The following is a 23,122-nucleotide window of genomic DNA, read 5'->3' on the forward strand; positions in this document are numbered from 1 at the left end:
CGGCGAGGACCTGGATCTGTGGAGGCACGAACCGGCGCGGATGCAGGACTGTCCATGGGGTGACAAACCGTGGAGCCCGGAGGGGCCTGAAACCCTCCGCCCGTCGCGGGCCGAGGTCGGACTGGGTTTAAGCGGCGCAAAGCGTGGGGGTCGAAAACGACGAAAACCCCACAGGCTGCACGAAGCCCGTCACCGGCCGCTCGCGTGAACCGGTCGCGACGGAGCCCCGGCGCGAGCCGAAAATTCTCAATCGGTCCCCGTAACGCGAAAGCAGGGGGCCACATCGGTTCCGGGCGACCGCCCAGGCTCCGTCCGCTTCCCCGCAACTTCCGCCCGACGGGCAGGGAGTGATCAATCACGCCTGCATCCCGGTGCGGGGGTGGGACAACCCCGGTTCACCTGCGGTTCATCGCCGTCTTGTGACGGTTCGGTTATCCATAAGGCTTGTCCGGTCTTGCCCGGCGTGCTGCTTATGCCGGCTTGAGCGCGCCCGTTCGGCGCGGCGTTAGGGAGTGAGATTTTGAGCGCGACGGATGGGGGAGGCGCCGCGGCGCCCCAGAAGCAGTTCCTGGGTCACCCGCGAGGGCTGGTGATCCTGTTCTTCACAGAGATGTGGGAACGGTTCTCCTTCTACGGCATGCGGGCCCTGCTGGTCCTGTATCTGACGCAGCATTTCCTGTTCGGCTCGGCCGAGGCGCAGGGCATCTATGCCGCCTACGCCGCGCTTGTTTACCTGATGCCGGTGCTGGGGGGCGCCATCGCCGACCGGTTCCTGGGCTCGCGTAAGGCGGTGACCCTGGGGGCGCTGCTCCTGGTCGCGGGCCACGGCATGATGGCTTTCGAGGGTTCCGGTGGCCGCGAGACCATCCAGTACCAGGGTCAGTCCTACGAGATTCAAGTCCAGGGCCGCGACACCGATCGACAGTTGTTCGCCCTGGTGGGTGATCAGCGCGTCCCGATCCAGGTGACGCCCGAAGGCATCCGCGTATCCAACTTGCCAACGACAGTCGAAAGCGACGCCTCCGTCGCCGCCGCCACCTCGCCAGCGACCGACCCGGCCACCGGGACCGTGGTTGACGGCGCCTTCACCGGCGACGGCGCTCGCGCAGGCCTGCCGGCCCTGATCGCGCCAGGCGCCTATGAGATCGAGAAGACGGTCGATCTGGCAGGTCAGTCGGTGCTGTTCTTCGCCCTGGCCCTGATCGTGGTCGGGGTCGGCTTCCTGAAACCCAACATCTCCACCGTCGTTGGCTCACTCTACGAACAGGGCGATCCGCGCCGGGACTCCGGCTTCACCATCTTCTACGTCGGCATCAACCTGGGCTCGTTCCTGGCCTCGGCGGTCTGCGCCTGGTTGGGGATCAAATACGGCTGGAAATACGGCTTTGGCCTCGCCGGCATCGGCATGCTGGCGGGCCTGATCACCTTCTGGGTCGGTCAGTCCTGGCTCGGCAACCGTGCCGATCCGCCCGCGACCGCGCAGCTGGGCAAGACGACGCTGGGCATCCCGCGCGAGGCCTGGATCTACATTCTGGGCATCCTGGCCGTAATCCCGATGTGGCTGATCGTCCAGCAGCACGACGCCGTCGAGGCCTCGCTGCTGTATCTCGTGCCGACCATCTTCGCCGGCCTGCTGCTGTACTCAATCGTCTTCATCAAGGGCGACGGTCGCTGGCGCATGCTGGCGGCGATCATCCTGACGATGTTCTCGGTGCTATTCTGGACTCTGTTCGAACAGGCGGGTTCCAGCCTGACCCTGTTCGCCGACCAGTCGACCTCGATGCCGAACGGCTTCAATGCCGCCATGACCCAGACCTTCAACCCGGGCACGATCATCGTCTTCGGTCCGATCCTGGCCGCTCTGTGGCTGTGGCTCGGCAAGAAGGGTTTGGAGCCCAACGTCCCGGTCAAGTTCGGCCTGGGCCTGGTCTCGGTCGGCGCGGGCTTCCTGTTGCTGGTCTGGGCCGCCAACACCCAAGCCAACGACCTCTACAAGGTGCCGCTGATCTGGCTGTTCCTGGCCTATTTCCTGCACTCGATCGGCGAGCTGATGGTGTCGCCGGTCGGCCTGTCGATGATCACCAAACTGTCGGTGCCCAAGATGGTCGGCATGATGATGGGGGCCTGGTTCATGGCTTCGGCCCTGGCGCACATCATCGCCGGGATCGTAGCCAAGTCGACGGCGACCGAGACTGTCGGCGGGGTCGTGACCAATCCGGAACTGGCGCTGTCTACCTATTCCGGCGTGTTCCAGACCATCGGCATCTGGGGCGTCGCGATCGGCGGCCTGCTGCTGGTCCTGTCGCCCGGTATCAAGTGGATGATGCGCGGCGTGAAGTGAGAAAGATCGGGGCGGCGTCCTTCTGGATACCGCCCCAACGATCTCAGAGCGTCTTGCGGATCTGGATGAACAGCCACGGGCTCATCGTCGTGCCCCGCTCCTCGCGGAACGACAGGGGGGCGCTGTTGCGGGGGCCGGAATAGACGAAGCGTTCGCGGCGTTGCTCACGGTCCGTGGCGTTGCCGACGTCGAGACGGACGGTCAGATCGGGACGGGGCTTCCACTGGCCGTAGACGGTCACGAATGGCTCGTCCTCGAAATAGCGCACCTCACGGACCCGATACTGGATCGGGTCGTCGACATTGCAGCCGTGTTCGAAGCCCCAGGACCAGCGCCCGCCGCGAAGGTCCTGGTTGAACTCGACACCGCATCCGAACGGAAGCCGTCCGCCGATACGGCGCTCCTCGCCGGTCAGGGGATCGGTCACGCGGGACTGGTCGAAGCTGACGCGTCCCGACAGCCGGGCGTTGGACAGGCCCAGACGATCCATGGGCAGGGTCAGGACGACCTGCTGCTGGTTCGACCAGCCGTCGCCGATGTTGCCGACCGCCTCGAACCCGCCGATCAGGGGGATGACGTCGATAATGTCTTCCAGCTGGTGGCGACGCAAGGTGACGGTGAGGGCTCCCTCGCCCCAGAAGCGGCGTTCGTAGACCGCCTCATAGGTCCAGACCTTACCCGGCTCCAGCTCCGGATTGCCGCCCTCGACCTGGTTCAGATCAACGTCGGCCGAAGCGACGAAGTCGCCGAAGTCGAGCTGGCCCACCTCGCGTTCGACGCGGAAGCGGAACTGGTGATCGGCGATCGGATTCCACGTCACTTGAAGGCGCGGCTTGGGATAGACGAAGGTCTCGCTCAGGTCTGAGTCGCCCGACTGGCTGATCTCCGACACCTCGACGCGAAGAGCAGCCTCGACCGTCAGTTGCGGGCCGGGCCGCCAGGTCGTCTGGCCGAAGACCTCGCCGCGCAGCTCCTCGACCTTCACAGAGGCCGACGGCAGGGGGACGGGCACGCCGTTTTCGGCATAGGTCGTGGCGCTGTCGAGGAAGTTGTACGCCGCCTCGCCGCCGCCTTCGAAGGCCCAGCGATCCGACTGACGCAACCGCAGAACGATTCGGCCGATGGTTTCGCCGGCGGTTCCCTCGCCGCCGAAGGCGACGCGGTTCAGGCCGGAGACGGAGCGGGATTCGTCGGTGTCGACCTCGTAGCGCTGGAGGCCGGTCAGTTCGATTTCCGTCCGCTCCCCCAATGCACGGGCCCAGTTCAGGCCCAGTTCCGCCTCCACCTCGTCGCCTTCGTTCTCGACCCTTTCGTCCCGGCCGGCTCCGGTGCGGATCAAGGTATCGATCGAGTTTTCGGCCTGGTTCCAGCCCAGCACGCCGTTGACCCTGAAGCGGCCGCCACCGGCCAGTCCCTGCCAGGCGGCCGTGCCCCGCACGTTGCGGAACCGGTCCCAGCGGTCGAGCTCGGCGGTCTGGATCGCGACACCCGCCGCGTCATAGCGCCGCCGATAGCCGTCGCCGGTGTCGTCGGTCCGGTCGGTGGTGGCGCTGAGCGAGGCCTCCAGCTGGTTCTCGCCCTCACGCCGCGACCAGGACGCCTGCAGCACCGGCCCCAGATAGCCGTCAGGATAGACGTAGGTCTTGGCTTCCAGAACGGTCTGGATCTGGACCGTGCGCTTCAGCACCACATTGGCGATGACCGAACGTCCCTGCATGTCGATGCCCGGAGCCCCGCCCCGGATCAGCTCGATCCGCTCCACGCTGGCGGCCGAGATGCGACGCAGGATTCCATCCAGACTGTCGGACTTGGACGAGGGGCGGTTTCCGTCGATCAGGACGTTACCGGCCGCCCCGGCGAAACCCCGGGTGTCAGTGTCGCCCGTGTCCAGGCCGAAGCCCGGCAGGCGGGCGATCATGTCCAGCGCCGTATTCGGACTGCTGTCGGCGAAGAAGGCGGGTTCGAACACGAGGACGCCCTGTTGCGCCGCATCGACGGCGGGCGCCTGGGCAGCGGCGGTGAACGGAGCCGCGACGAGGATCGTCGTCGCCAGCAAGAGCGCCTTGGTCATATGGGTTTCCTCTCCCTGAGAGGACCCATACGGCCGGCTTCGTTCACCGCCAGTTACAAGCGGGACAGGTGGATTACATCGCTGAAATATTCGCGGCGATGATGTGGCTGGGTCCCTCAGAAAGTCTTGCGGACGCGGATCTGCCAGAAGGTGCGCGGATCGACGGGGCGCAGTTCGACATAGTCGATCGGGCGCGCGGCGGTCCGGTTCGCGAAGACCGTCCGCTCGACGACGAAGTCGTTCCAGACGTTGACCTGGGCCCGGATCGAGAGGGTCGGGGTCGGCTTGTACTCGGCGAAAGCCTCCAGATAATCGTGGCCCCGGAAGCCGGAGGTCTGGTCCGGGTCGTAGGAAATCTGCTGCAGGCTATCGAGATAGGTGACCGACCAGTTCAGCTTCCAGCTCGTGATGTCCTGGGAGATGGTGAAACCCGGCTGGGACGGACGGACCTGGGAGATGGGGCGCGTCAGGCCCGTGGTTGGATCGGTGACTTCGGTCTTGTTCCAGGTGTTGCGGAACTGGAACTGGCCGCCGGAGAAGCCTGTCCAGTCCAGCGGAACCACGACGTTGACGGCCAGCTGGTCCAGGGTGCCGTCGCCGATGTTGCCGGTCGCCGACAGGTTGCCGGGCAGGGGCAGGCGGTCGATGACGTCGATGATCTCGTCGTGCCGGTAGCCGATCGAGACGATGCCGTCGCCGAGGAAGCGGCGCTCGTAGGTGATCTCAGAGATCCAGCGCTGTTCCGGCTCCAGGTCGACGTTGCCGCCGAAGACGTTCTCGTCTTCCAGCTCTGAAGAGGCGGCGAAGTCGCCGAAGTCGAGCTGGCCCAGCTCGCGCTCGAAGCGGAAGCGGACCTGGTTCTGCGGACGCGGGGTCCAGGTGATCTGAACGCGCGGCTTGGCGAAGAAGAAGCTCTTCTCCTGATTGGCGTCGCCCGATTGCGTGATGGTCGAGCCTTCCAGGCGCAGGCCGCCCTCGACGGTCAGGTTTGGACGCACGCGCCAGGTCGCCTTGCCGAAAGCCTCGCCGCGCGTCTCTTCGACCTTCACGGAGGCCGACGGAAGAGGCACGCCGACGCCGCCGACGCTGAAGGCCTGTTCGACCTCCAGCATGTTGTAAGCGACCTCGCCGCCGGCCTCGACAGTCATTGAGGACGACCGTTCCCAGCGCAGCAGGGATCGCAGGATGGTCTCGGACGCGTTTCCGGTAGACTCGAAACGCTGTTCCGGGCTGGTGACAGCACCCAGGCGGGTGGAGGACACCGAGGCGCTGTCGAACTCATTCCACTCGCGGATGAAGCGGGTCTCGGAAACCAGTCCGGTGCGCAGGGGATGGGTGAAGACCACGCCGACCTCGCCGTTGGTCTCGTCCTCGTCGTATCCGTTCTCGCGCAGGACGTTCGGGGCGTCCTGGCGGCTCCACTGGCTGTAGTCAAACTGGCCGAGGCGGGCTGTCAGGTCGATCTTGCCGCCCAGGAAGGCGTTGGCGTAGTTGCCCCGGATGCTCTGGCCGCCGCCCTGCTGGTCGTTGAAATAGCCTTCGTCACGCAGGACCGTACCGTCGGGGCGGGTGCGGGTCACCCGGCCGACACCGTTGGAATCGCTGACGCTGACGCCGTCCGACAGGGTGAAGCCCATGACCCGGTCGCCGTCGCGGGCCGTGAACTGATAGCTGCCGTTGGCGGCGTCCTGGCCGCCCTCGAACAGGAAGGCCGTGCCGGTAAGGATGTGCTCACGGCTGGACTGGGTCTTGGTGATGACGTTCACGACGACGGAATAGCCCTGCATGTCGATGCCGGGGGCGCCGCCGCGGACCAGTTCGATGCGCTCGACCTGGGCGACCAGGGTACGGCCCAGCACCGAGGAGCCGGCGTCGTTCTTGGAGGCCGGGCGGGCGCCGTTGATCAGGATGTTGCCAACCGCGCCTTCGAAGCCGCGCGAACCGTCGCCGTCCTGGACCGAGAAGCCGGGAATGCGGTTGACCATGTCGAGCGCCGTGTTCGGGCGCTGGTCGGCGAAGAAGTCGGGGGTGAAGACCAGGACGCCCTGCTGGCCGGCGGCGGCCTGGGGCGGATTGGCCGCCTCCGACGGCGCGGGCGTGGTCTGCGCGAGGGCGCTGCCGCTTGTGAACAGTATGGCCGTCGTGGCCAGAAGAATGGTCTTGGTCATCGCCTGGGGTTCCCCTCGTTGCTGGGGGAAGGTGTGACGACCGGCCGCATTCATCTCCAGTTACAAGCGGGACAGGTGGATTACATCTTCGACAGCATTACAGCGTTGCAATCTTCATGGCTTATTGCGGCGAATACTGTGGCGCATCACCGCCTTCATTCCCGGTTTCGGCGGTTGCACTTTGCCGTTCCGCCGGTTCCATCCGACCCCAGCGCAGGGCGCGTTCGGCGGCATAGTCCGGGCGGGGCTGGTCGAAGCCGAAGGCGCGCGACCCGTCGGCCAGGGGATCGGTCGATGGTCCAGCGACTTCGACGACCCGACTCGGGCTGACGGGCGTCGGCATGGGCATTCGGGGCGTTGGGTCCCCCAGTGATTCGTCGCCGACCCAGGCGGGCGAAGGCAGGGTGTCGTCCAGTGGGAGTTCTGCGACCCGTTCGAGAGCCGCCCGGTCGAAGCCGTCGCTCAAGGCCCCGACCTCCATCGTCTCGCCGGGCAGGACCTCGGGCTCGACCGCAGGGATGACGGCGATGGCGAGGCCGCGTCCGAACGACCGGCCGGTCTCCGATCCGCCCAGGATGAAGGCCCCGGCGCCGATGAGTCCAGCCAGCGCCAGGGCTGCGAGGCCAAGGCGGACATCTGTGCGGGACAGGGGGTGGGCCATGACGGGCGGGACCTGGACAAGGAAAGGCGAGAGCGAAACTCGACGTTGGCGGTACGGTTCCGTCGCCACCGCCACGCTTGAGCCACAACCGCTGCGGATGGTCCAGTTCGACATCGGGCAGGGAATTCGAACATGAGACAATGGCTGACCGGACTGGTGCTGATCGCGACCCTGGCAGGGGCAACGCCCTCCCTTGCCCAGGACGCAGTCGCGGCCCAGGAGGAAGACCGGGTCGACGACATCGTGGTCACCGCGCGCCGGGCCGGAGCGCCGATGTGGACGGTGGAGCGGGGCGGCTCGACGGTCATTCTGGTCGGATCGATCCGTGGCCTGCCGCGTGATTTCCAGTGGCGGCCCGAAGCGCTGGAGGAGGCGACCGGACGGGCCGACCGGATCCTGTATCCTCCCTACGCCCGTGTCTCGGCCAGCGACTTCATGCGTCTGATCTGGCGCAGTCGCACGATTACGAGGCTGCCCGACGAGACCACTTCGGCGGACCATCTGCCGGCCGCTCTGCAAGCGCGCCTGGAGGCGGTGATGGCCGGGGAACGCAACGAGGACTGGCCCCGCCGGAGTTTCCTCATCACCAGCGACGACCTGCTGAAGAAGGCCGGCCTGGTGCGGGGGGGACGGGACGCGGACGATGTCGTCCGTGGCGCGGCGCGGCGGGCCGATGTGGAGGGCGAGGCCGTGGGCTTCGTGCGGGGGGACGAGATCATCGACAATCTGATCACCCAACCCCCTTCGGCCTACGAACCCTGTATGGCGGCCAGCATCGGCGCGGCGGAGCAGGGCGATGGTCTTTTCGCCGAACGGGCGGATGACTGGCGCGGTCTGCGCGTGGCCGAGGTGATCGGCAATCCGCTGGATGTCGCACTGGGCCAGTGCTGGCCCTGGGGCGACCCGGCGATCGGGCCGCAACTGAGGGGGCAGTGGCTCACGGCCCTGTCGAAGGCGCTGGATGCGCCTGGCGTGACCCTCGCCGTGGCGCCTTTGCGGTTGCTCGCCGAATCGGGAGGCGTGCTGGACCAGCTGGAGGCCGAAGGGCTGGACGTTCGGGGCCCGGACTGGAAGGTCGAGCCCTGACCGGACTCCAAAACACCGTCCGAAGCGTCCGAAGCGTCCGGCCAACTCACGATCTCCTCAGTTCCCGGGACGCACGGGGAGAAGTGTAAAGCCGATTCAGACAGCGATGGATAAAAGGCGCTTCAGTAGAGCCGCGCCTTGATTCGATCGAGGGAATCGGCGCGTCTGATGATGGGTATGGGCGTCAGACGGCCGTGCCGCCCACCGTCAGGCCGCCGATCTTGAGCGAAGGCTGGCCGATGCCCACGGGCACGCCCTGGCCCGCCTTGCCGCAGACACCGACGCCGGGGTCGAAGGCGAAGTCGTCGCCGATCATCGAGACATTGGTCAGGGCCGTGGCCCCGTCGCCGATCAGTGTCGCGCCGCGCACAGGAGCGGTGATCCTGCCGTCCTCGATCAGATAGGCCTCGGTGCACTGGAAGACGAACTTGCCGTTGGTGATGTCGACCTGGCCCCCGCCGAAGTTGGCCGCGTAGAGACCGCGCTTCGTCGAGGCGATCATGTCGGCCTGTTTGGCCGAGCCGCCCTCCATGAAGGTGTTGGTCATGCGCGGCATGGGCTGGTGGGCGAAGGACTGGCGCCGGCCGTTGCCGGTGGCGCGCTGGCCCAGCTGACGCGCCGACAGCCGGTCATTCATCAGCCCGACCATGATGCCGTCCTCGATCAGGACGGTGCGCGAGGTCGGGGTGCCTTCGTCGTCGACCGACAGGGACCCGCGACGTCCGGCGATGGAGCCGTCATCGACGATGGTCACGCCCGGCGCGGCGACCCGCTTGCCCATCATGCCGGAAAAGACCGACGAGCCCTTGCGGTGGAAGTCGCCTTCGAAGCCGTGGCCGATGGCCTCGTGCAGCAGGACACCGGGCCAGCCGGCGGCGAGGACCACATCCATCTCGCCGGCCGGGCAGTCGACGGCCTCCAGATTGACCAGGGCGCCGCGCAATGCCTCATCCACCTGGGCCTGCCAGCGCTCCGGGGCGATCCAGCTTTCGAAACCGGCGCGGCCACCGGCGCCCGAGGACATGGTCTCGCGACGGCCGTCGCGCTCGACCGTGACCGACACATTCAGCCGCACCAGCGGCCGCACGTCGCGCACCGTCAGGCCATCGGCCCGCAGGATCTCGATCGCCCGGCGCTCGCCGACGATCGAGGCCGAGACCTGCACCACCCGCGGATCACGCGCCCGGGCCCAGGCGTCGATCTCCTGGAGCAGGGCGATCTTGTCGGAAAAGGCGGGCGAGGCGAGGGGGTCGACCGCGTCGTAAAGCTTCTGATTGGTGGCCCGGGGCCCTTCCGCGGCGACGCCCGCATGGCCTGACTTGGCCAGGGCCGCCGAGTCTGCCGCGCGGCGCAGGGCGGAGGTCGAGATCTCATTGGCATGGGCATAGCCGGCGGTCTCGCCCGCCACGACCCGCAGGCCAAACCCCTCGGTGGCGTCATAGGCGGCCGACTTCAGCCGCCCGTCGTCGAACTGCAGCGATTCGGACTCGGAGCGTTCGAGGAACAGTTCGCCGTCATCGGCGCCCTGCAGCGCGCCCCGGAGGATGGAGAGGGCCTCGACGGGATCGACCCCCGAGGTTTCGAGCAGGGGCGGCGGGGGGATGTGGAGAGTCATGGAGGTACAAGTAGGCGCTGCGCGGGTTCGCGCCAATCCTCCCCCGATGGGGAGCCATCGACCACGGATTGGTGTAGGGGGCCAGCCGCAGACGCAAGGTCTGAGTTGGCCCCCTCCGTCACGACGCTGAAGAAGCGCCGCGCCACCTCCCCCTAAAGGGGAGGATTTTGGTCGCGCTCAGCGCCCGGGCTCGGTGTTGCTCGTGCTGACCGAGACGCCTGGCGCCAAGGCAACCTCCCGACTGGTCGTGATGGTGGTGGAAATGCTGGCGAAGTCCACCTCGCCCGAACCCGAGACCTGCTGATTGACCGTCGCGGGCCGCGTATTCAGCACCACGTCGCCCGAACCGGCGATGGTGATGTCGGCCCGGCCGGTCGGGGCGACGACGGCGTCTCCCGAACCGGCGATAGCAACGTTGGCGTCGGTGGCTGCGAGCGAGCCCAGATCGGCGTCGCCGGAACCGGAGATATCGACTTCCAGAGCTCGGGTTCGGCCCGTCGCCGAGACCTCGCCTGAGCCCGAGATGTCGACCGACAGAGTGTCCTGATCATAGTCGCGCAGCAGGACGCTGGCCGAGCCCTCGACGTTGAAGGTGTTGATGTTCGGAGCGGTGACGACGATCTTCACCTCTTCGGAATGAACCCAGATGCCCCGACCGTGCTCGTTGCGGCCGAAGACGACCGTCTCGTGGTTGGTCCCGTCTGTTTCCGCCCAGGTCAGTCGGCCGTCGACCAGTCGCACCCTCTCGACCAGTTGCGCCGGACCGGTGACGGTGACGCCCGGCGTATCGCCCTGGACGTACTCGACGTCGGCCGACAGATCGACAGTCAGGGTCTGGCCGCCGGTCCACTCCAGGGTCCGGGTTGTATCGGGACCGCGTGTGCCGTCGTCCCGCTCGAACGAGACAGTGTCGCCGTCCCGGTCGCGGAAGGTCCACTCCCAGCCGTGGCGGGCCATGTCGCGACCGCCGAGGGCGAAGGCGCCGCCGAGAGAAGCCGTGGCCAGAACCAGAGCGGCGGCGGCGATGATGAGAAGGGTCCGGATCATGCGGGATCTCCCGTGACGGTGTTGGATTGGGGCTCGAGCGCGGGCTTGAGCAGGCGGTAGTGGAGGCGGGCGAACCAGACCAGGGCGTTGACCAGGCCGATTGTGACCACGGCCAGGAGCGCACCTGCGGAGGTGGCTCCGGCCATCAGGCCGAGGCCCGCCAGGATCGCGGCGCCGGCGCCGCCCGGGATGTCCATGAAGGGACCGCCGACCATGATGCCGCCGCCGGTCACAAAGACGGCGATGACCGCGATGCCGACGCCGAACAGGGCTCCGACCACACCCATCAGGATGGGCAGGAGGATCAGGATGTCGATAGCGCCCAGGCCCAGCACCGCGAACACGGCGGCGGCGGCGGCGGAGGGGTTCTTCTCCTGATGCCAGCGCTGCGCGCCGGCTTCGGCGCGGAGTTCGCGGGCGAGCCGGGCGGGATCACCGAGCGCGGTCGCCACTTCAGCCTCGGAACGACCGGCGGCGGCGCCGTCGGCGAAGTGAGTCTCGTAGTCGGCGACAATATCGGCGGCCACGGACATCGGCAGGCCGACAAGGCCCTGTCTCAGTCGACTGAGGAATTCTGTACGGGTCATGCGGGCTCTCCAGGCTCAGCGACGACGGGGGGGGCAGCGGCAACGGGCGCATCGTTCGCAACGATGGCGTCCACGGCGCGGGTGAAATGGGTCCATTCGGCGGACTGGGCGGCCAGCGCATCGCGGCCGGCCGGGCTGAGCCGATAGTATTTGCGCGACGGCCCTGACGATGATTCGACCAGATAGGTCTCCACCAACCCGTCGGTCTGCATGCGGCGCATGAGCGGGTAGATTGTGCCTTCGCCCATGTCGATCGCATCCGACAGGCGGCTGGCGATCTCGTAGGCATAGCTGTCGGCGCGGGCCAGGAGCGCCAGGACACACAGTCCCAACACCCCCTTCTTCAACTGAATCTCTATGGTTTCCGGCATGTCCGAACACCTCCTTTGATTTTCATAGGCTATCGCAAGGTATCTGTCGTTGCAAGGTAGCTGTTCAAACATGACAGCGATTTAAGAATCCCGCGCCGTCGCTGCGGCGCTACGAAATCGCGCATGCGACGCCCAATCGCTTGGCAACCGCGAACCGGGGCGATATGGACCGGCCCTGAAACGCCGCGTCTCCCGAGAGCCCGGCCAGGTATATGCGAGTGGATCGCAAATACTTGATGCAGATGACTTTGATGAGGATTTCTCGCATGGGACTGGGCAATCGAGCCCTGAGCAAGGCCGGTGGCGTTCTGGCCTCCGCATCGCTCGCCGTCTTCTTCGCCACACCGACGTGGGCGCAGGATCTGATGGGCCAGCCGACGCCGGGCGGGATCGGCCTCCAGCCGGCCGCCTCGCCGCTGAAGCATGAGGCGCACATCTTCCACGATGCGATCCTGATGCCGATCATCACTGCGATCTGCGTGCTGGTGCTGGGCCTGATCATCTGGATCGTGATCCGCTACAACGCCAAGTCCAATCCGGTGCCGGCGAAGTGGAGCCACAACACCCTGATCGAGATCATCTGGACGGTCCTGCCCGTCATGATCCTGGTCGGGATTTCGCTGTTCTCGTTCCGCCTGCTGTTCGCCTATCACGACATGCCGACCCCGGACCTGACGGTGAAGGCCACCGGCAACCAGTGGAACTGGGCCTATGAGTACCCTGACCAGGGCATCGCCGAATACATCTCGGCCATGCTGCCGGAAGACGAGGCCCGGGCGCAGAACGTCCCCTATCGCCTGGCCGCCGATGAGCCGATCGTGGTGCCGGTCGGCAAGACCGTCCGCGTGCTTGTGACCGCCGCCGACGTGATCCACGCCTTCGCCCTGCCGGCCTTCGGTCTGAAGACCGACGCCGTCCCGGGTCGGGTCAACGAGACCTGGTTCCGCGCCGAGCGCACCGGCGTCTTCTACGGCCAGTGCTCCGAGCTGTGCGGCGTCGATCACGCCTTCATGCCGATCCAGATCAATGTCGTGACCGAGGCCGAGTTCGCGGCTTGGGTCGCCTCCAAGGGCGGCTCGATGACTCCGGCCACGGCCGCCGAGGCTCCGGGCGGCACCGCCGCCCAGGTCGCGGCCGGCACGACCGGCGCGACCACGGCGACCGACGCCGCGGCTCCGGCCGCGATCCCGACCGCCCAGACTGCAACCACGCCGACGGCTCCCGCCGCCGGAACCGCTCCCGCTGCGACGGCTCCCGCCGCCGCCGCCCCGGCCGCCCAGTAACCGCGAGCCAGAGACCGACATGGCCACCGACATCACCGCCGACACTCACGCAACGCCGGGCCACGACGCCCACGCGGAGCACGACCACAAGCCGGGCTTCTTCACCCGCTGGTTCCTGTCCACGAACCACAAGGACATCGGCACCCTGTACCTGCTGTTCGCCATCATGGCGGGCATCGTGGGCGGCTTCCTGTCCGGGCTGATTCGTCTGGAACTGGCCGAGCCGGGGATCCAGTATTTCGTCGAAGGCGGCATCATCCAGCAGCTGGGCATCGTTGAAGCCTCGAAGCACGGTTACAACGTCACCGTCACGGCCCACGCCCTGATCATGATCTTCTTCATGGTCATGCCCGCCATGATCGGCGGCTTCGGCAACTGGTTCGTTCCGATCATGATCGGCGCGCCGGACATGGCCTTCCCGCGCATGAACAATATCTCGTTCTGGCTACTGGTCTCGGCCTGGGTGCTGCTGTGCCTGTCGATGTTCGTCGACGGCGGCCCAGGCAAGGGCTTCGGCGGCGGCTGGACAATCTATCCGCCCCTGTCGACCATGGGGCACACCGGCCCGGCCATGGACCTTGCGATCTTCTCGCTGCACGTCGCGGGCGCCTCGTCGATCCTGGGCGCGATCAACTTCATCACCACCATCTTCAACATGCGCGCGCCGGGCATGACCCTGCACCGCATGCCGCTGTTCGCCTGGTCGGTGCTGATCACCGCGTTCCTGCTGCTGCTGTCGCTGCCCGTCCTGGCCGGCGCCATCACCATGCTGCTGACCGACCGCAACTTCGGCACCTCGTTCTTCGATCCCGCCGGCGGCGGCGACCCGGTGATGTTCCAGCACCTGTTCTGGTTCTTCGGTCACCCCGAGGTGTACATCCTGATCCTGCCAGGCTTCGGCATCATCTCGCACATCGTCTCGACCTTCTCGAAGAAGCCCGTCTTCGGCTACCTCGCCATGGCCTACGCCATGGTCGCCATCGGCTTCGTCGGCTTCATCGTGTGGGCGCACCACATGTACACGGTCGGCATGAGCGTGAACCTGCGCGCCTATTTCATCGCCGCGACCATGATCATCGCGGTGCCGACAGGCGTGAAGATTTTCTCGTGGATCGCCACGATGTGGGGCGGCTCGATCAGCTTCAAGACCCCCATGCTGTGGGCCATCGGCTTCATCTTCCTGTTCACCGTCGGCGGCGTGACCGGCGTGGTCCTGTCGAACGCCGGCATCGATTACAGCCTGCACGACACCTATTACGTCGTGGCCCACTTCCACTACGTGCTGTCGCTGGGCGCCGTATTCGCGATCTTCGCCGGCTTCTACTACTGGTTCGAGAAGATGTTCGGCGTGAAGTACAACGAGTTCCTGGGCGCGACCCATTTCTGGATCATGTTCGTGGGCGTGAACATCGTGTTCTTCCCGCAGCACTTCCTGGGTCTGCAGGGCATGCCGCGCCGCTACATCGACTATCCGGAAGCCTATACCCTGTGGAACCAGGTCTCCTCGTTCGGCTATCTGATCACGGTCGCCGGCGTGGTGGTCTTCCTGGTCATGTTGGTCGAGGCAGCCGTGCGTCGTCGTCCGGGCGTCGCCAACCCCTGGGGTGAAGGCGCCACCACCCTGGAGTGGACCCTGTCGTCGCCCCCGCCCCACCACCAGTTCAACGAACTGCCGGTGGTCAAGGACGACAGCCACTAGGCCTTTCCTGTCCGTGTTAGGATGAGGGCCGCCTTCCGATCCCGGGAGGCGGCCCCTCTCATTTGATGACCCAAGCCGAACTCAACGCCCCGTCGACCACCCAGCCGGAAGACTTCTTCCAGCTGCTGAAGCCGCGCGTCATGTCGCTGGTTGTGTTCACCGCCGCGACCGGACTGGTCGTCGCGCCGGGCGCGATCAATCCAGTGGTCGCCGCCATCGCCATCCTGTGCATCGCCGTGGGCGCCGGCGCGGCAGGGGCGCTGAACATGGCCATCGAGGGCGAGACCGACGCCCTGATGCGTCGCACGCGCGGACGCCCCGTCGCGGCGGGGCGCCTGAAGCGCAACGACGCCATTACGTTCGGCATCGTCCTGTCGGTCTTTTCGGTCATGCTGCTGGGCATGAACACGAACTGGTTCGCGGCCGGTCTGCTGGCCATGACCATCGTCTACTACGCCGTCTTCTACACGATGATGCTGAAGCGCCGGACGCCCCAGAACATCGTGATCGGCGGAGCCGCCGGGGCCTTCCCGCCCGTGATCGGCTGGGCCGCGGCGACCGGCTCGGCGCCGTGGCAGGCGTGGCTGTTGTTCGCCATCATCTTCCTCTGGACCCCGCCGCACAGCTGGGCGCTGGCGCTGTATTCGGCCGGCGACTACGCCAAGGCGGGCATCCCGATGATGCCCGTGGCCAGGGGCGCGAAATCGACCCGGCTGCAGATCCTGATCTACAGCCTGATCTTCGTGCCGGTCGCGGTCGCGCCTGGCTTCGTCGGCATGGGCGGCATGATCTACAAGGTCGTCTCGATCTTCGGGGGGCTGGGCTTCCTCGCCCTCGCCGCGCGTCTGTGGCGTTCGCGGGCGGGGGATGAGCCCGACAAGGCCGAGGCGGTGGGACGCGAGGCCGCATTGTATGACGTCCGCGCCGAGGCCAAACCAGCGCGGAACCTGTTCGCCTTCTCGATCCTGTATCTGATGGCGCTGTTCGCGGCCCTTCTGGTCGAAAGCTTCGTCGTTTCCGGAACCTGACCATGCCCGTCTATCTGACTCCCGAACAACTCGCCGCCCGCAACAAGCGCAGCCTGTGGATCGCCCTGGGGCTGGTGGGCTTCATCGTTCTGATCTTCACCACGACCTTCCTGCGCATGCAGGCGAACCTGACGGCCCGCACGGCCCAGGACCGCGCCATGGCGACGGCGCCGGCTCAGCCGGCCTCTATGTCGGAAGCGTCCAACTGATGGCGGCGCCCCGGTCCGCGAAGTTCATCGCCCTGCTGTGCGCGGGCGTCGTCGTCACCATGACCGGCGCTGCCTTCGCGGCGGTGCCGCTGTATCGAATGTTCTGCCAGGTCACCGGCTTCAACGGCACGACGATGAGAGCCGACAAGGCGCCGACAGAGACCCTGGAACGGGAGGTGGTCATCCGCTTCGATACCAATGTCCGCGGCCTGCCCATGGTGTTCAAGGCAGAGCAGGTCACCCAGCGGGTCAAGATCGGCGAGACCGGCATCGCCTATTTCGACGTCACCAACACCTCGGACAAGCCGATCCTGGCGCGCGCCAGCTATAACGTCGTGCCGGAACAGACAGGCGCCTATTTCCAGAAGCTGGAGTGCTTCTGCTTCGACGATCAGACGATCGCGGCGGGCGAGACCCGCCAGTTCCCGATGCAGTATTTCATCGCGCCCGAGATGGTCGATGACCGCGAGGTCGAGGGCGTCAACGAGATTACACTCAGCTACACATTCTACCCGGTGACGGACGATCAAGCTTCCAGCACTGGCGCGGGCCAAGCGGCGACGCTATAGCCCGTTCAAACCCTTCTTCTCTCGCCGATTCAGAGATCCGACGCATGGCCCACGCCGCTCCGCATCACGACTATCACCTGGTCGATCCCAGCCCTTATCCGCTGGTCGCCTCCATCGCCGTGACGGTGATGATGGTCGGCGCCGTGGCGTGGATGAAGGGCGTCTTCGGCCTTGAAGAAGGCACGTCGTGGCTGTTCTTCGCCGGTCTGGCGGGCGTGCTCTATTCGGCCTTCGGCTGGTGGGCGGATGTCATCAAGGAAAGCCGCAACGGCGATCACACCCCCGTGGTTTCGATCGGTCTGCGCTACGGCATGGTGCTGTTCATCGCCTCGGAAGTGATGTTCTTCGCCGCCTTCTTCTGGATGTTCTTCGAGATGGCGGTCTTCAACGAGGCCCGCGCCCACATTCCGGAAGTCTCCAACTGGGCCGACACCGCCGCCGCCTGGTCGACCTGGCCGCCGAAGGGCATCGAGGTTCTGGATCCGTGGCAGCTGCCGCTCTTGAACACCGTCATCCTGCTGCTCAGCGGCACGACGGTGACCTGGGCGCACCACGCCCTGCAGGTCGGTGATCGCAACGGCGCAAAGATGGGCCTGATCATCACCGTGGTCCTGGGCGTTCTGTTCACCGCCGTTCAGGTCTACGAGTATCAGCACATCCTGCATGAGAACCTGTTCTTCAACGAGGAAGCCGCCAACTCGGGCCTGTACGGTTCGATCTTCTTCATGGCGACGGGCTTCCACGGTTTCCACGTCCTGCTGGGCACCATCTTCCTGGCCGTCTGCCTGCTGCGCCTCCTGGCCGGCCAGATGACGCCGCAGAAGCATTTCGGCTTCGAGGCCGCCGCTTGGTACTGGCATTTCGTGGACGTTGTCTGGCTGTTCCTGTTCGCCTTCGTCTATGTGACGTTCGGCTAGGGACGGCGTTGGACAGCGGTCCGCCCCAACCTGACACCCCAATGCCGGCGCGGATCGACCCGATCCGCGCCGGTTTGCTTTGTCGCTGCCCGAACTGCGGCAAGGGCCCGCTGTTCTCTGGCTTCCTCAAGGTCGTCGAGCGCTGCGCCGTCTGCGGCTTCGACTTCACCCGGCTGAACACCGGCGACGGGGCCGCGATCTTCATCATGCAGATCGCCGGGGGACTGGTGGTGTCCGGGGCGCTGTTCGTCCAGGTCGCCTACAATCCGCCTATCTGGGCCATGCTGATCGTCGCCCTGCCGCTGGTCGTCGGTCTGTCGCTGGGGCTGATGCGGCCGGGCAAGGGGGTGATGATCGCCCTGCAGATGCGCAATCGGGCCGGACAGGCGCGCACTGATGACTGAAGCCAGGAAGCGCTTCCCGATTCTTCTGACCCTGTTCATCGCCGCCTGCGTGCTGGTCCTGTGCGGGCTCGGCACATGGCAGGTGCAACGGATGGCCTGGAAGGAAGGCCTGATCGCCCAGGCCGAAGCGGCCGCCCAGCTGCCGCCCGCACTCCTGACCGAGGTGCTGACCTCCGCCGATCCTGAGTTCAGGAAGGCGCTGGTGGTGTGTCGCGGCCTGCCGACGGCCCCGTTCGTCGAACTCCAAACGATCCACGACGGCCAGCCGGGCAGCCGGTTGCTCTCGGCCTGCGTGCCCGAGGGGATGAGCCAGACCTTCCTCGTCGATCGCGGGTTCCTCGCCGACAGCATTTCGGCGCGACCCCGGGTGCTGGACTCAACCCTGCCGCTGGCCATGGCGGTTGAACTGCGGCGATCGCCCGCACCCGGCGGCATGACCCCGGCGCCGGAGAACGGCCGTTTCTACGGCCGGGACAACGCCGCCATCGCAATGCAACTGGGGGCCGGTGCGCCGTCGGAGTTCACCCTGTTCGCCCTGACGTCACCCAATCCGGAGATCGATGCGCTGGTCGCCTCGGCCCCGCCGGCCGCCTTCTCCAACAGCCACCTCGGCTACGCCCTGACCTGGTACGGACTGGCGCTGGCCCTTGCGGGTTTCTATGTGGCCGTGCTCGTTCGCCGATACAGAAGGCCCATCCCCTGACTGCGACCCTTCACACGCTTTCCAACGGCGTCCGCGTCGTCTGCGATCCCATGCCCGGCCTGCGGACCCTGGCCCTGACCGTGGCGGTCAAGGGCGGGGCGAGATGGGAAACCGAAGCGCGTTCGGGCTGGTCCCATCTTCTCGAACATCTGGTCTTCAAGGGCGCCGGCGACATGGGCGCGCGCGACATCGTCGAACGGATCGAGGCCGAGGGCGGGTCGATCAACGCCGCGACGGGATACGAGCGGACCAGTTTCGAGATCCGGGCCCTGCACGGGTCGCTGGGTCTGGCCATGCAGGTCGTATCGGATCTGGTCTTCCGCCCCACGCTCGATTCCGCCGAGATCGAGCGGGAGAAGGACGTCGTGGCCCAGGAGATCGCCGAGGCCTTCGACACCCCCGACGACCACGTCTTCGAGATGGCCCAGACCATGGCCTTCTCGGGCCAGCCGCTGGGGCGACCGATCCTGGGGTCTATCGCGAGCCTGAAACCCGTCGATCGCACGACCATTGGCGACTGGCGCGCGCGACTTTACTCGCCCGACCGGATGGTGGTCGCGGTGTCGGGTGCGGTCGACGAGACCGAGCTGCTGGCCCTTGCCGAGCGCTGGTTCGGTGACGCGGTGGCCCAGCCCGCCGATGCGCCGGAAGCGGCATCGTTCGTCGGCGGCACGGCTGCCCTGACGCGCAAGATCGAACAGGCCAATCTGGTGTTCCAGCTGCCGTCGCTGGCGGCGGGCGATCCGGCGATCCCGGCGCTGCGGCTGTTCACGGAAATCCTCGGCGGGGGCATGGCGTCGCGCCTGTTCCAGAGCGCGCGCGAGGAGCGCGGCCTGGCCTATGCGATCGACGCCTATCAGGAGCCCTATGACGACGGCGGGGTGCTGGGCATCTACGCCGGGGCAACGGCGGACCGGGCAGTCGAACTGGCCCAGGTCTGCGCCGATGAGATGCGGGACCTGACGCTGAAGGGACCGACCGACGCCGAGCTGTCGCGCGCAAAGGCGGTGCTCAAGGGCGGGTTGTGGATGTCGGACGAGAGCCCGGCCAGCCGCGCGGGACGCAGCGCCGCCCAGACATTGATGTTCGGCGCGCCCGTGCCCTCAGACGATACGGCGGCGCGCATGGAGGCGGCGACGGCTGCGGACCTGAAGGAGGTCGGCGAGCGAATCCTGTCGTCCGGCAAGGCGGCGACGGCGGTGCTGGGGCCAAAGGCGGCGGCGCCGGCAGGACGGGCGTTCGCTGAAAGAGTCGCTCAGTAGTCCTCCCCCGTTGGGGGAGGTGGCACGGAGCGCAGCGCAGGGGCGGAGGGCGCAGCTCCGGATTCCGGCATGTGACGCAGGCCCCCTCCACCGCTTCGCGGTCCCCCTCCCCCGACGGGGGAGGATTTGATCTCGCCTTCGAGCGTCTGCTCGCGCTATCTCTCTCTCCATGGCCCTGCTGGACTGGATGACGGATGCGACCGGTCCCGTGGTCGAGGGGGCAGGCGTCCTGCTGCGGCCGCCGCGCACGGGCGACTATTCGGCCTGGTCCGATCTTCGTGAGCATTCGCGGGACTATCTGCAGCCGTGGGAGCCGTCCTGGCCCGACGACGACCTGACCCGGGCGGCCTATCGGCGCAGACTGGGGGTCTATGCGCGCGAGATGGAGCTGGGCCACGCCTGGCCGTTCTTTATCTTCGATGCGCAGGGGCGGTCCCTGATGGGCGCCATCACCCTGTCGAACGTGCGGCGCGGCGTCGCGGAGACCGGAACCCTGGGCTACTGGGTCGGACAGCCGTTCGCGGGGCGTGGCGTCGCGACCGCCGCCGTAAAGGCCATGACGGGGTTCGCCTTCCGCTCGGCGCGCCTGCACAGGCTGGAGGCGTCGTGCCTGCCGACCAACCTCGGATCACGGCGAGTGCTGGAAAAAGCCGGCTTCGTGAAGGAGGGCGAGGCGCGAGCTTATCTTAAAATTAACGGCGCATGGGCAGATCATGTTCTGTTCGGCCTCGTGGCGGACGACGTCGCCGTGTCCTGAAGGAACGCCTGCACCCGTGACCCCGCGACCCCGCACCATGACCTGGGACGCGACCACGGCCATCGAGGCGCTGGCCGCCGCAGATTCCGCCCTGTGGATCTGGACGCCAGGCGAGGATTCAATCCGCTTCACAGGGGCGACCCGTTCGCTGGGCCTCGGCCCTCTGGCTCCGGAATGTTCGGGCGCAGCCTTCATCGCCCTGGCCCTGCCGCAGGACCGGTCACTGGCCGAACGCATCCTGAAACCCGCCGCCGAGGGGACCGAGGTCGCCGTGCGCCTGCGCATGCGTGGGTCCGAGACCTGCCTGTGGCGCGGCGTCTGGCTGGAGGACGGGCTGCGCGCTGCCGGGATGGTGGCGCTGGAGACCAAGATTGCGGGATCCGACAAGGACATGCTGACGGGCCTTCTGGACCGCAAGAGCTTCCTCGGGCGGGCCGCTGAGGCCCTGACCGCGCCGGGCGAATACGACATGGTCGTCGCCGACATCGACCGCCTCCGCCGCCTCAACGAGGCCCTGGGCCACGAGCGCACCGATATGGTGATCTCGGCACTGGGATCGCGCATGGCCGCCGCCTTCTCGTTCGACGCCAACCCCGCACGCATCGGCGAGGACGAGTTCGCCGTGCTGGTGCCGCGCGGCGTCGGCAACGCCGCCGATCGCCTCAGGGACGCGCTGGAACAGCCGCTCCGGGTCGCGGGCTTCGACATCTATCCGACCGTCTCGATCGGCTCGGTGACCTTCGAGGGCGGACCGGACGCGCCGGACGCGGCCGAGCTTCTGCGCCGGGTAGAGCTGGCCGTCGGCGCCGCCAAGAAGGCCGGGCGCGGCGGCTGCGCCGCCTATGGCCGGGCGATGGAGAGCGACTCGCTCAGCCGTCTCGCGCTCGAGGCTGATCTGCGCAACGCCTTCGTGCGCGGCGAGATCGAACCCTTCTTCCAGCCGATCGTGAACCTGAACACCGGCGCCGTGGCCGGGTTCGAGGCCCTGGCCCGCTGGCGCCACCCCAAGCGCGGACTGGTGCCGCCGGACGAGTTCCTGGGGCTGACCGACGAGATGGGCCTGATGAACGATCTGGGCCTGATGATGATGACCCAGTCGGCGCGCCAGCTGGCGGAGTGGCTCAAGCGCCACCCCTCGGCCGGCAAGCTGTTCTGCAGCGTCAACCTGTCGGTCGGCGAGATCGAACGGCCGAACCTGATCGAGGACGTGGCGCGGGTGATCCAGGAGACGGGCCTGCCCAGGGGCGCGCTGAAGCTGGAGGTCACCGAGGGCGACATCATGCGCGACACGGCGTCCGCCGCCGTGATCCTGCAGAAGCTGAAGGACGTCGGGGCTTCGCTGGCGCTGGACGACTTCGGGACGGGCTTCTCGTCGCTGAGCTATCTGGCGCGGTTGCCGTTCGATACGCTCAAGATTGACCGCTATTTCGTGTTGACGATGGACAAGGACGAGGGCTCGGCGAAGATCGTCAAGTCGGTCGTCAACCTGGGTCGCGACCTGAACCTCGAGGTCGTGGCCGAAGGAGTGGAGAACGCCGGGCTGGCGGCCCTGCTGCTCGACGCCAGTTGCCACTATGGTCAGGGCTTCGGCTATGCGCCCGCCTTGCCGGCGCAGGAGGCTGAAGTCTACCTCAATGAAAGCCTGTCCGACGGCGTCGCGCCGTTGAAGGCGCGTTCGGGCTAGGCCCTTCCCGACTGCCCCGACAACATGGCGGCATCGACCCCGAGTCCTGCCAAGGCGCGGGCCCATTTGGTGTCGAAGTCGGTGTCGAACAGCAGCTCCAGATCCGCGTCGGCTGTCAGCCAGACGTTCTCGCCCAGCTCCTCTTCCAGTTGGCCGTCGCCCCAGCCGGCATAGCCCAGCAGTAAGGTCGAGCGGCGCGGGCCGGTGAGGGGGTCGGTCATGGCCGCCAGGGCCTCGCGCGTGCCGGTCAGGGCCAGACCCTGACCGAAAGGCGTGGAGGTGTCGTCGATCATCCAGTCGTCGGTGTGAAGGACGAAACCGCGCTCCTTCTCCACCGGGCCGCCGACCATGACGGGGCGACCTTTGGAGGCGTCGGGGGCCTTGACCGACAGCCTGGTCAGTACGGCCTTCAGGTCGATCCCTGGGGCCGGGCGGTCGACGCGCACGCCCATCGCATGGTCCGGACCGTGGGCGCAGACCAGAATGACGGCATGTTCGAAGCGCGGATCGCCGATGCCGGGCATGGCCACCAGAAGCCGGCCGGCGAGGGATTGGAATTCGTCCATGACTGAATGATCGGTGCGACCGCGCCGTTCCGCAAGGCGGGGCGGATCACGTTCGCGCTTGGCGAGGGCCGGCGGTGCGCCTATCTGACCGAAG

At 67.0% G+C, this 23,122-nt stretch carries 21 protein-coding genes; 13 read left to right on the plus strand and 8 right to left on the minus strand.

All coding sequences use genetic code 11. The features are described from left to right. Positions 1–520: 520 nt before the first annotated feature. Entirely contained in the window at positions 521–2,341 is a 1,821-nt protein-coding gene (locus tag RMO01_RS10015) for an oligopeptide:H+ symporter (protein WP_309628909.1), read from the plus strand. A gap of 43 nt (positions 2,342–2,384) precedes the next feature. On the opposite strand, the gene RMO01_RS10020 is transcribed toward RMO01_RS10015, so the two are convergent. From RMO01_RS10020 to RMO01_RS10030, 3 genes are all read right to left on the minus strand, one after another. Then, positions 2,385–4,412 carry a TonB-dependent receptor domain-containing protein gene (locus RMO01_RS10020; protein WP_309628910.1) on the minus strand — a complete coding sequence of 676 codons (2,028 nt, stop codon included), beginning with the start codon at positions 4,410–4,412 and terminating at the stop codon, positions 2,385–2,387. Between the two features lie 116 nt (positions 4,413–4,528). Further along, the gene (locus tag RMO01_RS10025; protein WP_309628911.1) at positions 4,529–6,580 is read right to left on the minus strand and encodes a TonB-dependent receptor domain-containing protein; all 2,052 of its coding nucleotides are present in this window, start codon (positions 6,578–6,580) and stop codon (positions 4,529–4,531) included. Between the two features lie 121 nt (positions 6,581–6,701). Beyond that, positions 6,702–7,241: a hypothetical protein gene (locus RMO01_RS10030; RefSeq protein ID WP_309628912.1), complete on the minus strand. Its 540-nt coding sequence runs from the start codon at positions 7,239–7,241 to the stop codon at positions 6,702–6,704. A gap of 132 nt (positions 7,242–7,373) precedes the next feature. On the opposite strand from RMO01_RS10030, the gene RMO01_RS10035 reads away from it, so the two are divergent. Next, complete coding sequence (locus tag RMO01_RS10035) at positions 7,374–8,327, plus strand: TraB/GumN family protein (RefSeq protein ID WP_309628913.1); 954 nt, start codon at positions 7,374–7,376, stop codon at positions 8,325–8,327. Between the two features lie 184 nt (positions 8,328–8,511). Here the strand turns inward: RMO01_RS10035 and tldD are convergent, their stop codons facing one another. The 4 genes from tldD to RMO01_RS10055 all read right to left on the minus strand — a co-directional run bounded on the left by tldD (position 8,512) and on the right by RMO01_RS10055 (position 11,947). Next, complete coding sequence (tldD, locus tag RMO01_RS10040; protein WP_309628914.1) at positions 8,512–9,942, minus strand: metalloprotease TldD; 1,431 nt, start codon at positions 9,940–9,942, stop codon at positions 8,512–8,514. Between the two features lie 177 nt (positions 9,943–10,119). Continuing rightward, entirely contained in the window at positions 10,120–10,989 is an 870-nt protein-coding gene (locus tag RMO01_RS10045) for a GIN domain-containing protein (RefSeq protein WP_309628915.1), read from the minus strand. Further along, on the minus strand, positions 10,986–11,576 hold the full coding sequence (locus RMO01_RS10050; RefSeq protein ID WP_309628916.1) for an HAAS signaling domain-containing protein: 591 nt from the start codon (positions 11,574–11,576) through the stop codon (positions 10,986–10,988). Before RMO01_RS10050 ends, RMO01_RS10045 begins: the two co-directional genes overlap by 4 nt. Then, a complete protein-coding gene (locus RMO01_RS10055; protein ID WP_298163549.1) occupies positions 11,573–11,947 on the minus strand; it encodes a PadR family transcriptional regulator in 375 nt (124 codons plus the stop codon). Before RMO01_RS10055 ends, RMO01_RS10050 begins: the two co-directional genes overlap by 4 nt. 251 nt (positions 11,948–12,198) lie before the next feature. Here RMO01_RS10055 and coxB point away from each other — a divergent pair, with 251 nt between their 5' ends. The 11 genes from coxB (at position 12,199) to RMO01_RS10110 (ending at position 22,462) form a co-directional block, all read left to right on the plus strand. Beyond that, on the plus strand, positions 12,199–13,230 hold the full coding sequence (coxB, locus tag RMO01_RS10060) for a cytochrome c oxidase subunit II (protein WP_309628917.1): 1,032 nt from the start codon (positions 12,199–12,201) through the stop codon (positions 13,228–13,230). Positions 13,231–13,249: 19 nt separating this feature from the next. After that, positions 13,250–14,929, plus strand: a complete 1,680-nt coding sequence (gene ctaD / locus RMO01_RS10065; protein WP_309628918.1) for a cytochrome c oxidase subunit I — start codon at positions 13,250–13,252, stop codon at positions 14,927–14,929. Between the two features lie 65 nt (positions 14,930–14,994). After that, positions 14,995–15,957, plus strand: coding sequence for a heme o synthase (gene cyoE / locus RMO01_RS10070; RefSeq protein ID WP_309628919.1), 963 nt, complete (start codon positions 14,995–14,997; stop codon positions 15,955–15,957). Between the two features lie 2 nt (positions 15,958–15,959). Then, positions 15,960–16,166: a hypothetical protein gene (locus RMO01_RS10075; RefSeq protein WP_309628920.1), complete on the plus strand. Its 207-nt coding sequence runs from the start codon at positions 15,960–15,962 to the stop codon at positions 16,164–16,166. After that, positions 16,166–16,735, plus strand: a complete 570-nt coding sequence (locus RMO01_RS10080) for a cytochrome c oxidase assembly protein (RefSeq protein ID WP_309628921.1) — start codon at positions 16,166–16,168, stop codon at positions 16,733–16,735. The genes RMO01_RS10075 and RMO01_RS10080 overlap by 1 nt, the downstream gene beginning before the upstream one ends. Before the next feature lie 44 nt (positions 16,736–16,779). After that, entirely contained in the window at positions 16,780–17,652 is an 873-nt protein-coding gene (locus RMO01_RS10085; protein WP_309628922.1) for a cytochrome c oxidase subunit 3, read from the plus strand. Positions 17,653–17,693: 41 nt separating this feature from the next. Continuing rightward, positions 17,694–18,056 (plus strand): DUF983 domain-containing protein, encoded by a 363-nt coding sequence (locus tag RMO01_RS10090; protein ID WP_309628923.1) that lies wholly within the window; start codon positions 17,694–17,696, stop codon positions 18,054–18,056. Beyond that, positions 18,049–18,759, plus strand: coding sequence for an SURF1 family protein (locus RMO01_RS10095; protein ID WP_309628924.1), 711 nt, complete (start codon positions 18,049–18,051; stop codon positions 18,757–18,759). Before RMO01_RS10090 ends, RMO01_RS10095 begins: the two co-directional genes overlap by 8 nt. A 50-nt stretch (positions 18,760–18,809) precedes the next feature. After that, entirely contained in the window at positions 18,810–20,021 is a 1,212-nt protein-coding gene (locus tag RMO01_RS10100) for a pitrilysin family protein (protein WP_309628925.1), read from the plus strand. Positions 20,022–20,190: 169 nt separating this feature from the next. Then, entirely contained in the window at positions 20,191–20,778 is a 588-nt protein-coding gene (locus RMO01_RS10105) for a GNAT family protein (RefSeq protein ID WP_309628926.1), read from the plus strand. Positions 20,779–20,815: 37 nt separating this feature from the next. Continuing rightward, the gene (locus RMO01_RS10110) at positions 20,816–22,462 is read left to right on the plus strand and encodes a bifunctional diguanylate cyclase/phosphodiesterase (protein WP_309628955.1); all 1,647 of its coding nucleotides are present in this window, start codon (positions 20,816–20,818) and stop codon (positions 22,460–22,462) included. Here RMO01_RS10110 and RMO01_RS10115 read toward each other — a convergent pair. Beyond that, the gene (locus RMO01_RS10115; RefSeq protein ID WP_309628927.1) at positions 22,459–23,028 is read right to left on the minus strand and encodes a YqgE/AlgH family protein; all 570 of its coding nucleotides are present in this window, start codon (positions 23,026–23,028) and stop codon (positions 22,459–22,461) included. The two genes, RMO01_RS10110 and RMO01_RS10115, sit on opposite strands and share 4 nt — an antisense overlap. Positions 23,029–23,122 lie beyond the last annotated feature (94 nt).

The sequence above is a fragment of the Brevundimonas sp. genome, assembly GCF_031412435.1.
Taxonomy (GTDB): Bacteria; Pseudomonadota; Alphaproteobacteria; order Caulobacterales; family Caulobacteraceae; genus Brevundimonas.

Bases quoted from the DNA above. Each gene is read 5' to 3' on its own strand.
- RMO01_RS10090 (WP_309628923.1), top strand. From the start codon at position 17,694: ATGCCGGCGCGGATCGACCCGATCCGCGCCGGTTTGCTTTGTCGCTGC.
- tldD (WP_309628914.1), bottom strand. From the start codon at position 9,942: ATGACTCTCCACATCCCCCCGCCGCCCCTGCTCGAAACCTCGGGGGTC.
- RMO01_RS10095 (WP_309628924.1), top strand. From the start codon at position 18,049: ATGACTGAAGCCAGGAAGCGCTTCCCGATTCTTCTGACCCTGTTCATC.
- RMO01_RS10020 (WP_309628910.1), bottom strand. From the start codon at position 4,412: ATGACCAAGGCGCTCTTGCTGGCGACGACGATCCTCGTCGCGGCTCCG.
- coxB (WP_309628917.1), top strand. From the start codon at position 12,199: ATGAGGATTTCTCGCATGGGACTGGGCAATCGAGCCCTGAGCAAGGCC.
- RMO01_RS10075 (WP_309628920.1), top strand. From the start codon at position 15,960: ATGCCCGTCTATCTGACTCCCGAACAACTCGCCGCCCGCAACAAGCGC.
- RMO01_RS10085 (WP_309628922.1), top strand. From the start codon at position 16,780: ATGGCCCACGCCGCTCCGCATCACGACTATCACCTGGTCGATCCCAGC.
- RMO01_RS10080 (WP_309628921.1), top strand. From the start codon at position 16,166: ATGGCGGCGCCCCGGTCCGCGAAGTTCATCGCCCTGCTGTGCGCGGGC.
- RMO01_RS10045 (WP_309628915.1), bottom strand. From the start codon at position 10,989: ATGATCCGGACCCTTCTCATCATCGCCGCCGCCGCTCTGGTTCTGGCC.
- cyoE (WP_309628919.1), top strand. From the start codon at position 14,995: ATGACCCAAGCCGAACTCAACGCCCCGTCGACCACCCAGCCGGAAGAC.
- RMO01_RS10050 (WP_309628916.1), bottom strand. From the start codon at position 11,576: ATGACCCGTACAGAATTCCTCAGTCGACTGAGACAGGGCCTTGTCGGC.
- RMO01_RS10110 (WP_309628955.1), top strand. From the start codon at position 20,816: ATGACCTGGGACGCGACCACGGCCATCGAGGCGCTGGCCGCCGCAGAT.
- RMO01_RS10025 (WP_309628911.1), bottom strand. From the start codon at position 6,580: ATGACCAAGACCATTCTTCTGGCCACGACGGCCATACTGTTCACAAGC.
- RMO01_RS10030 (WP_309628912.1), bottom strand. From the start codon at position 7,241: ATGGCCCACCCCCTGTCCCGCACAGATGTCCGCCTTGGCCTCGCAGCC.
- ctaD (WP_309628918.1), top strand. From the start codon at position 13,250: ATGGCCACCGACATCACCGCCGACACTCACGCAACGCCGGGCCACGAC.
- RMO01_RS10100 (WP_309628925.1), top strand. From the start codon at position 18,810: ATGCCCGGCCTGCGGACCCTGGCCCTGACCGTGGCGGTCAAGGGCGGG.
- RMO01_RS10055 (WP_298163549.1), bottom strand. From the start codon at position 11,947: ATGCCGGAAACCATAGAGATTCAGTTGAAGAAGGGGGTGTTGGGACTG.
- RMO01_RS10105 (WP_309628926.1), top strand. From the start codon at position 20,191: ATGGCCCTGCTGGACTGGATGACGGATGCGACCGGTCCCGTGGTCGAG.
- RMO01_RS10115 (WP_309628927.1), bottom strand. From the start codon at position 23,028: ATGGACGAATTCCAATCCCTCGCCGGCCGGCTTCTGGTGGCCATGCCC.
- RMO01_RS10035 (WP_309628913.1), top strand. From the start codon at position 7,374: ATGAGACAATGGCTGACCGGACTGGTGCTGATCGCGACCCTGGCAGGG.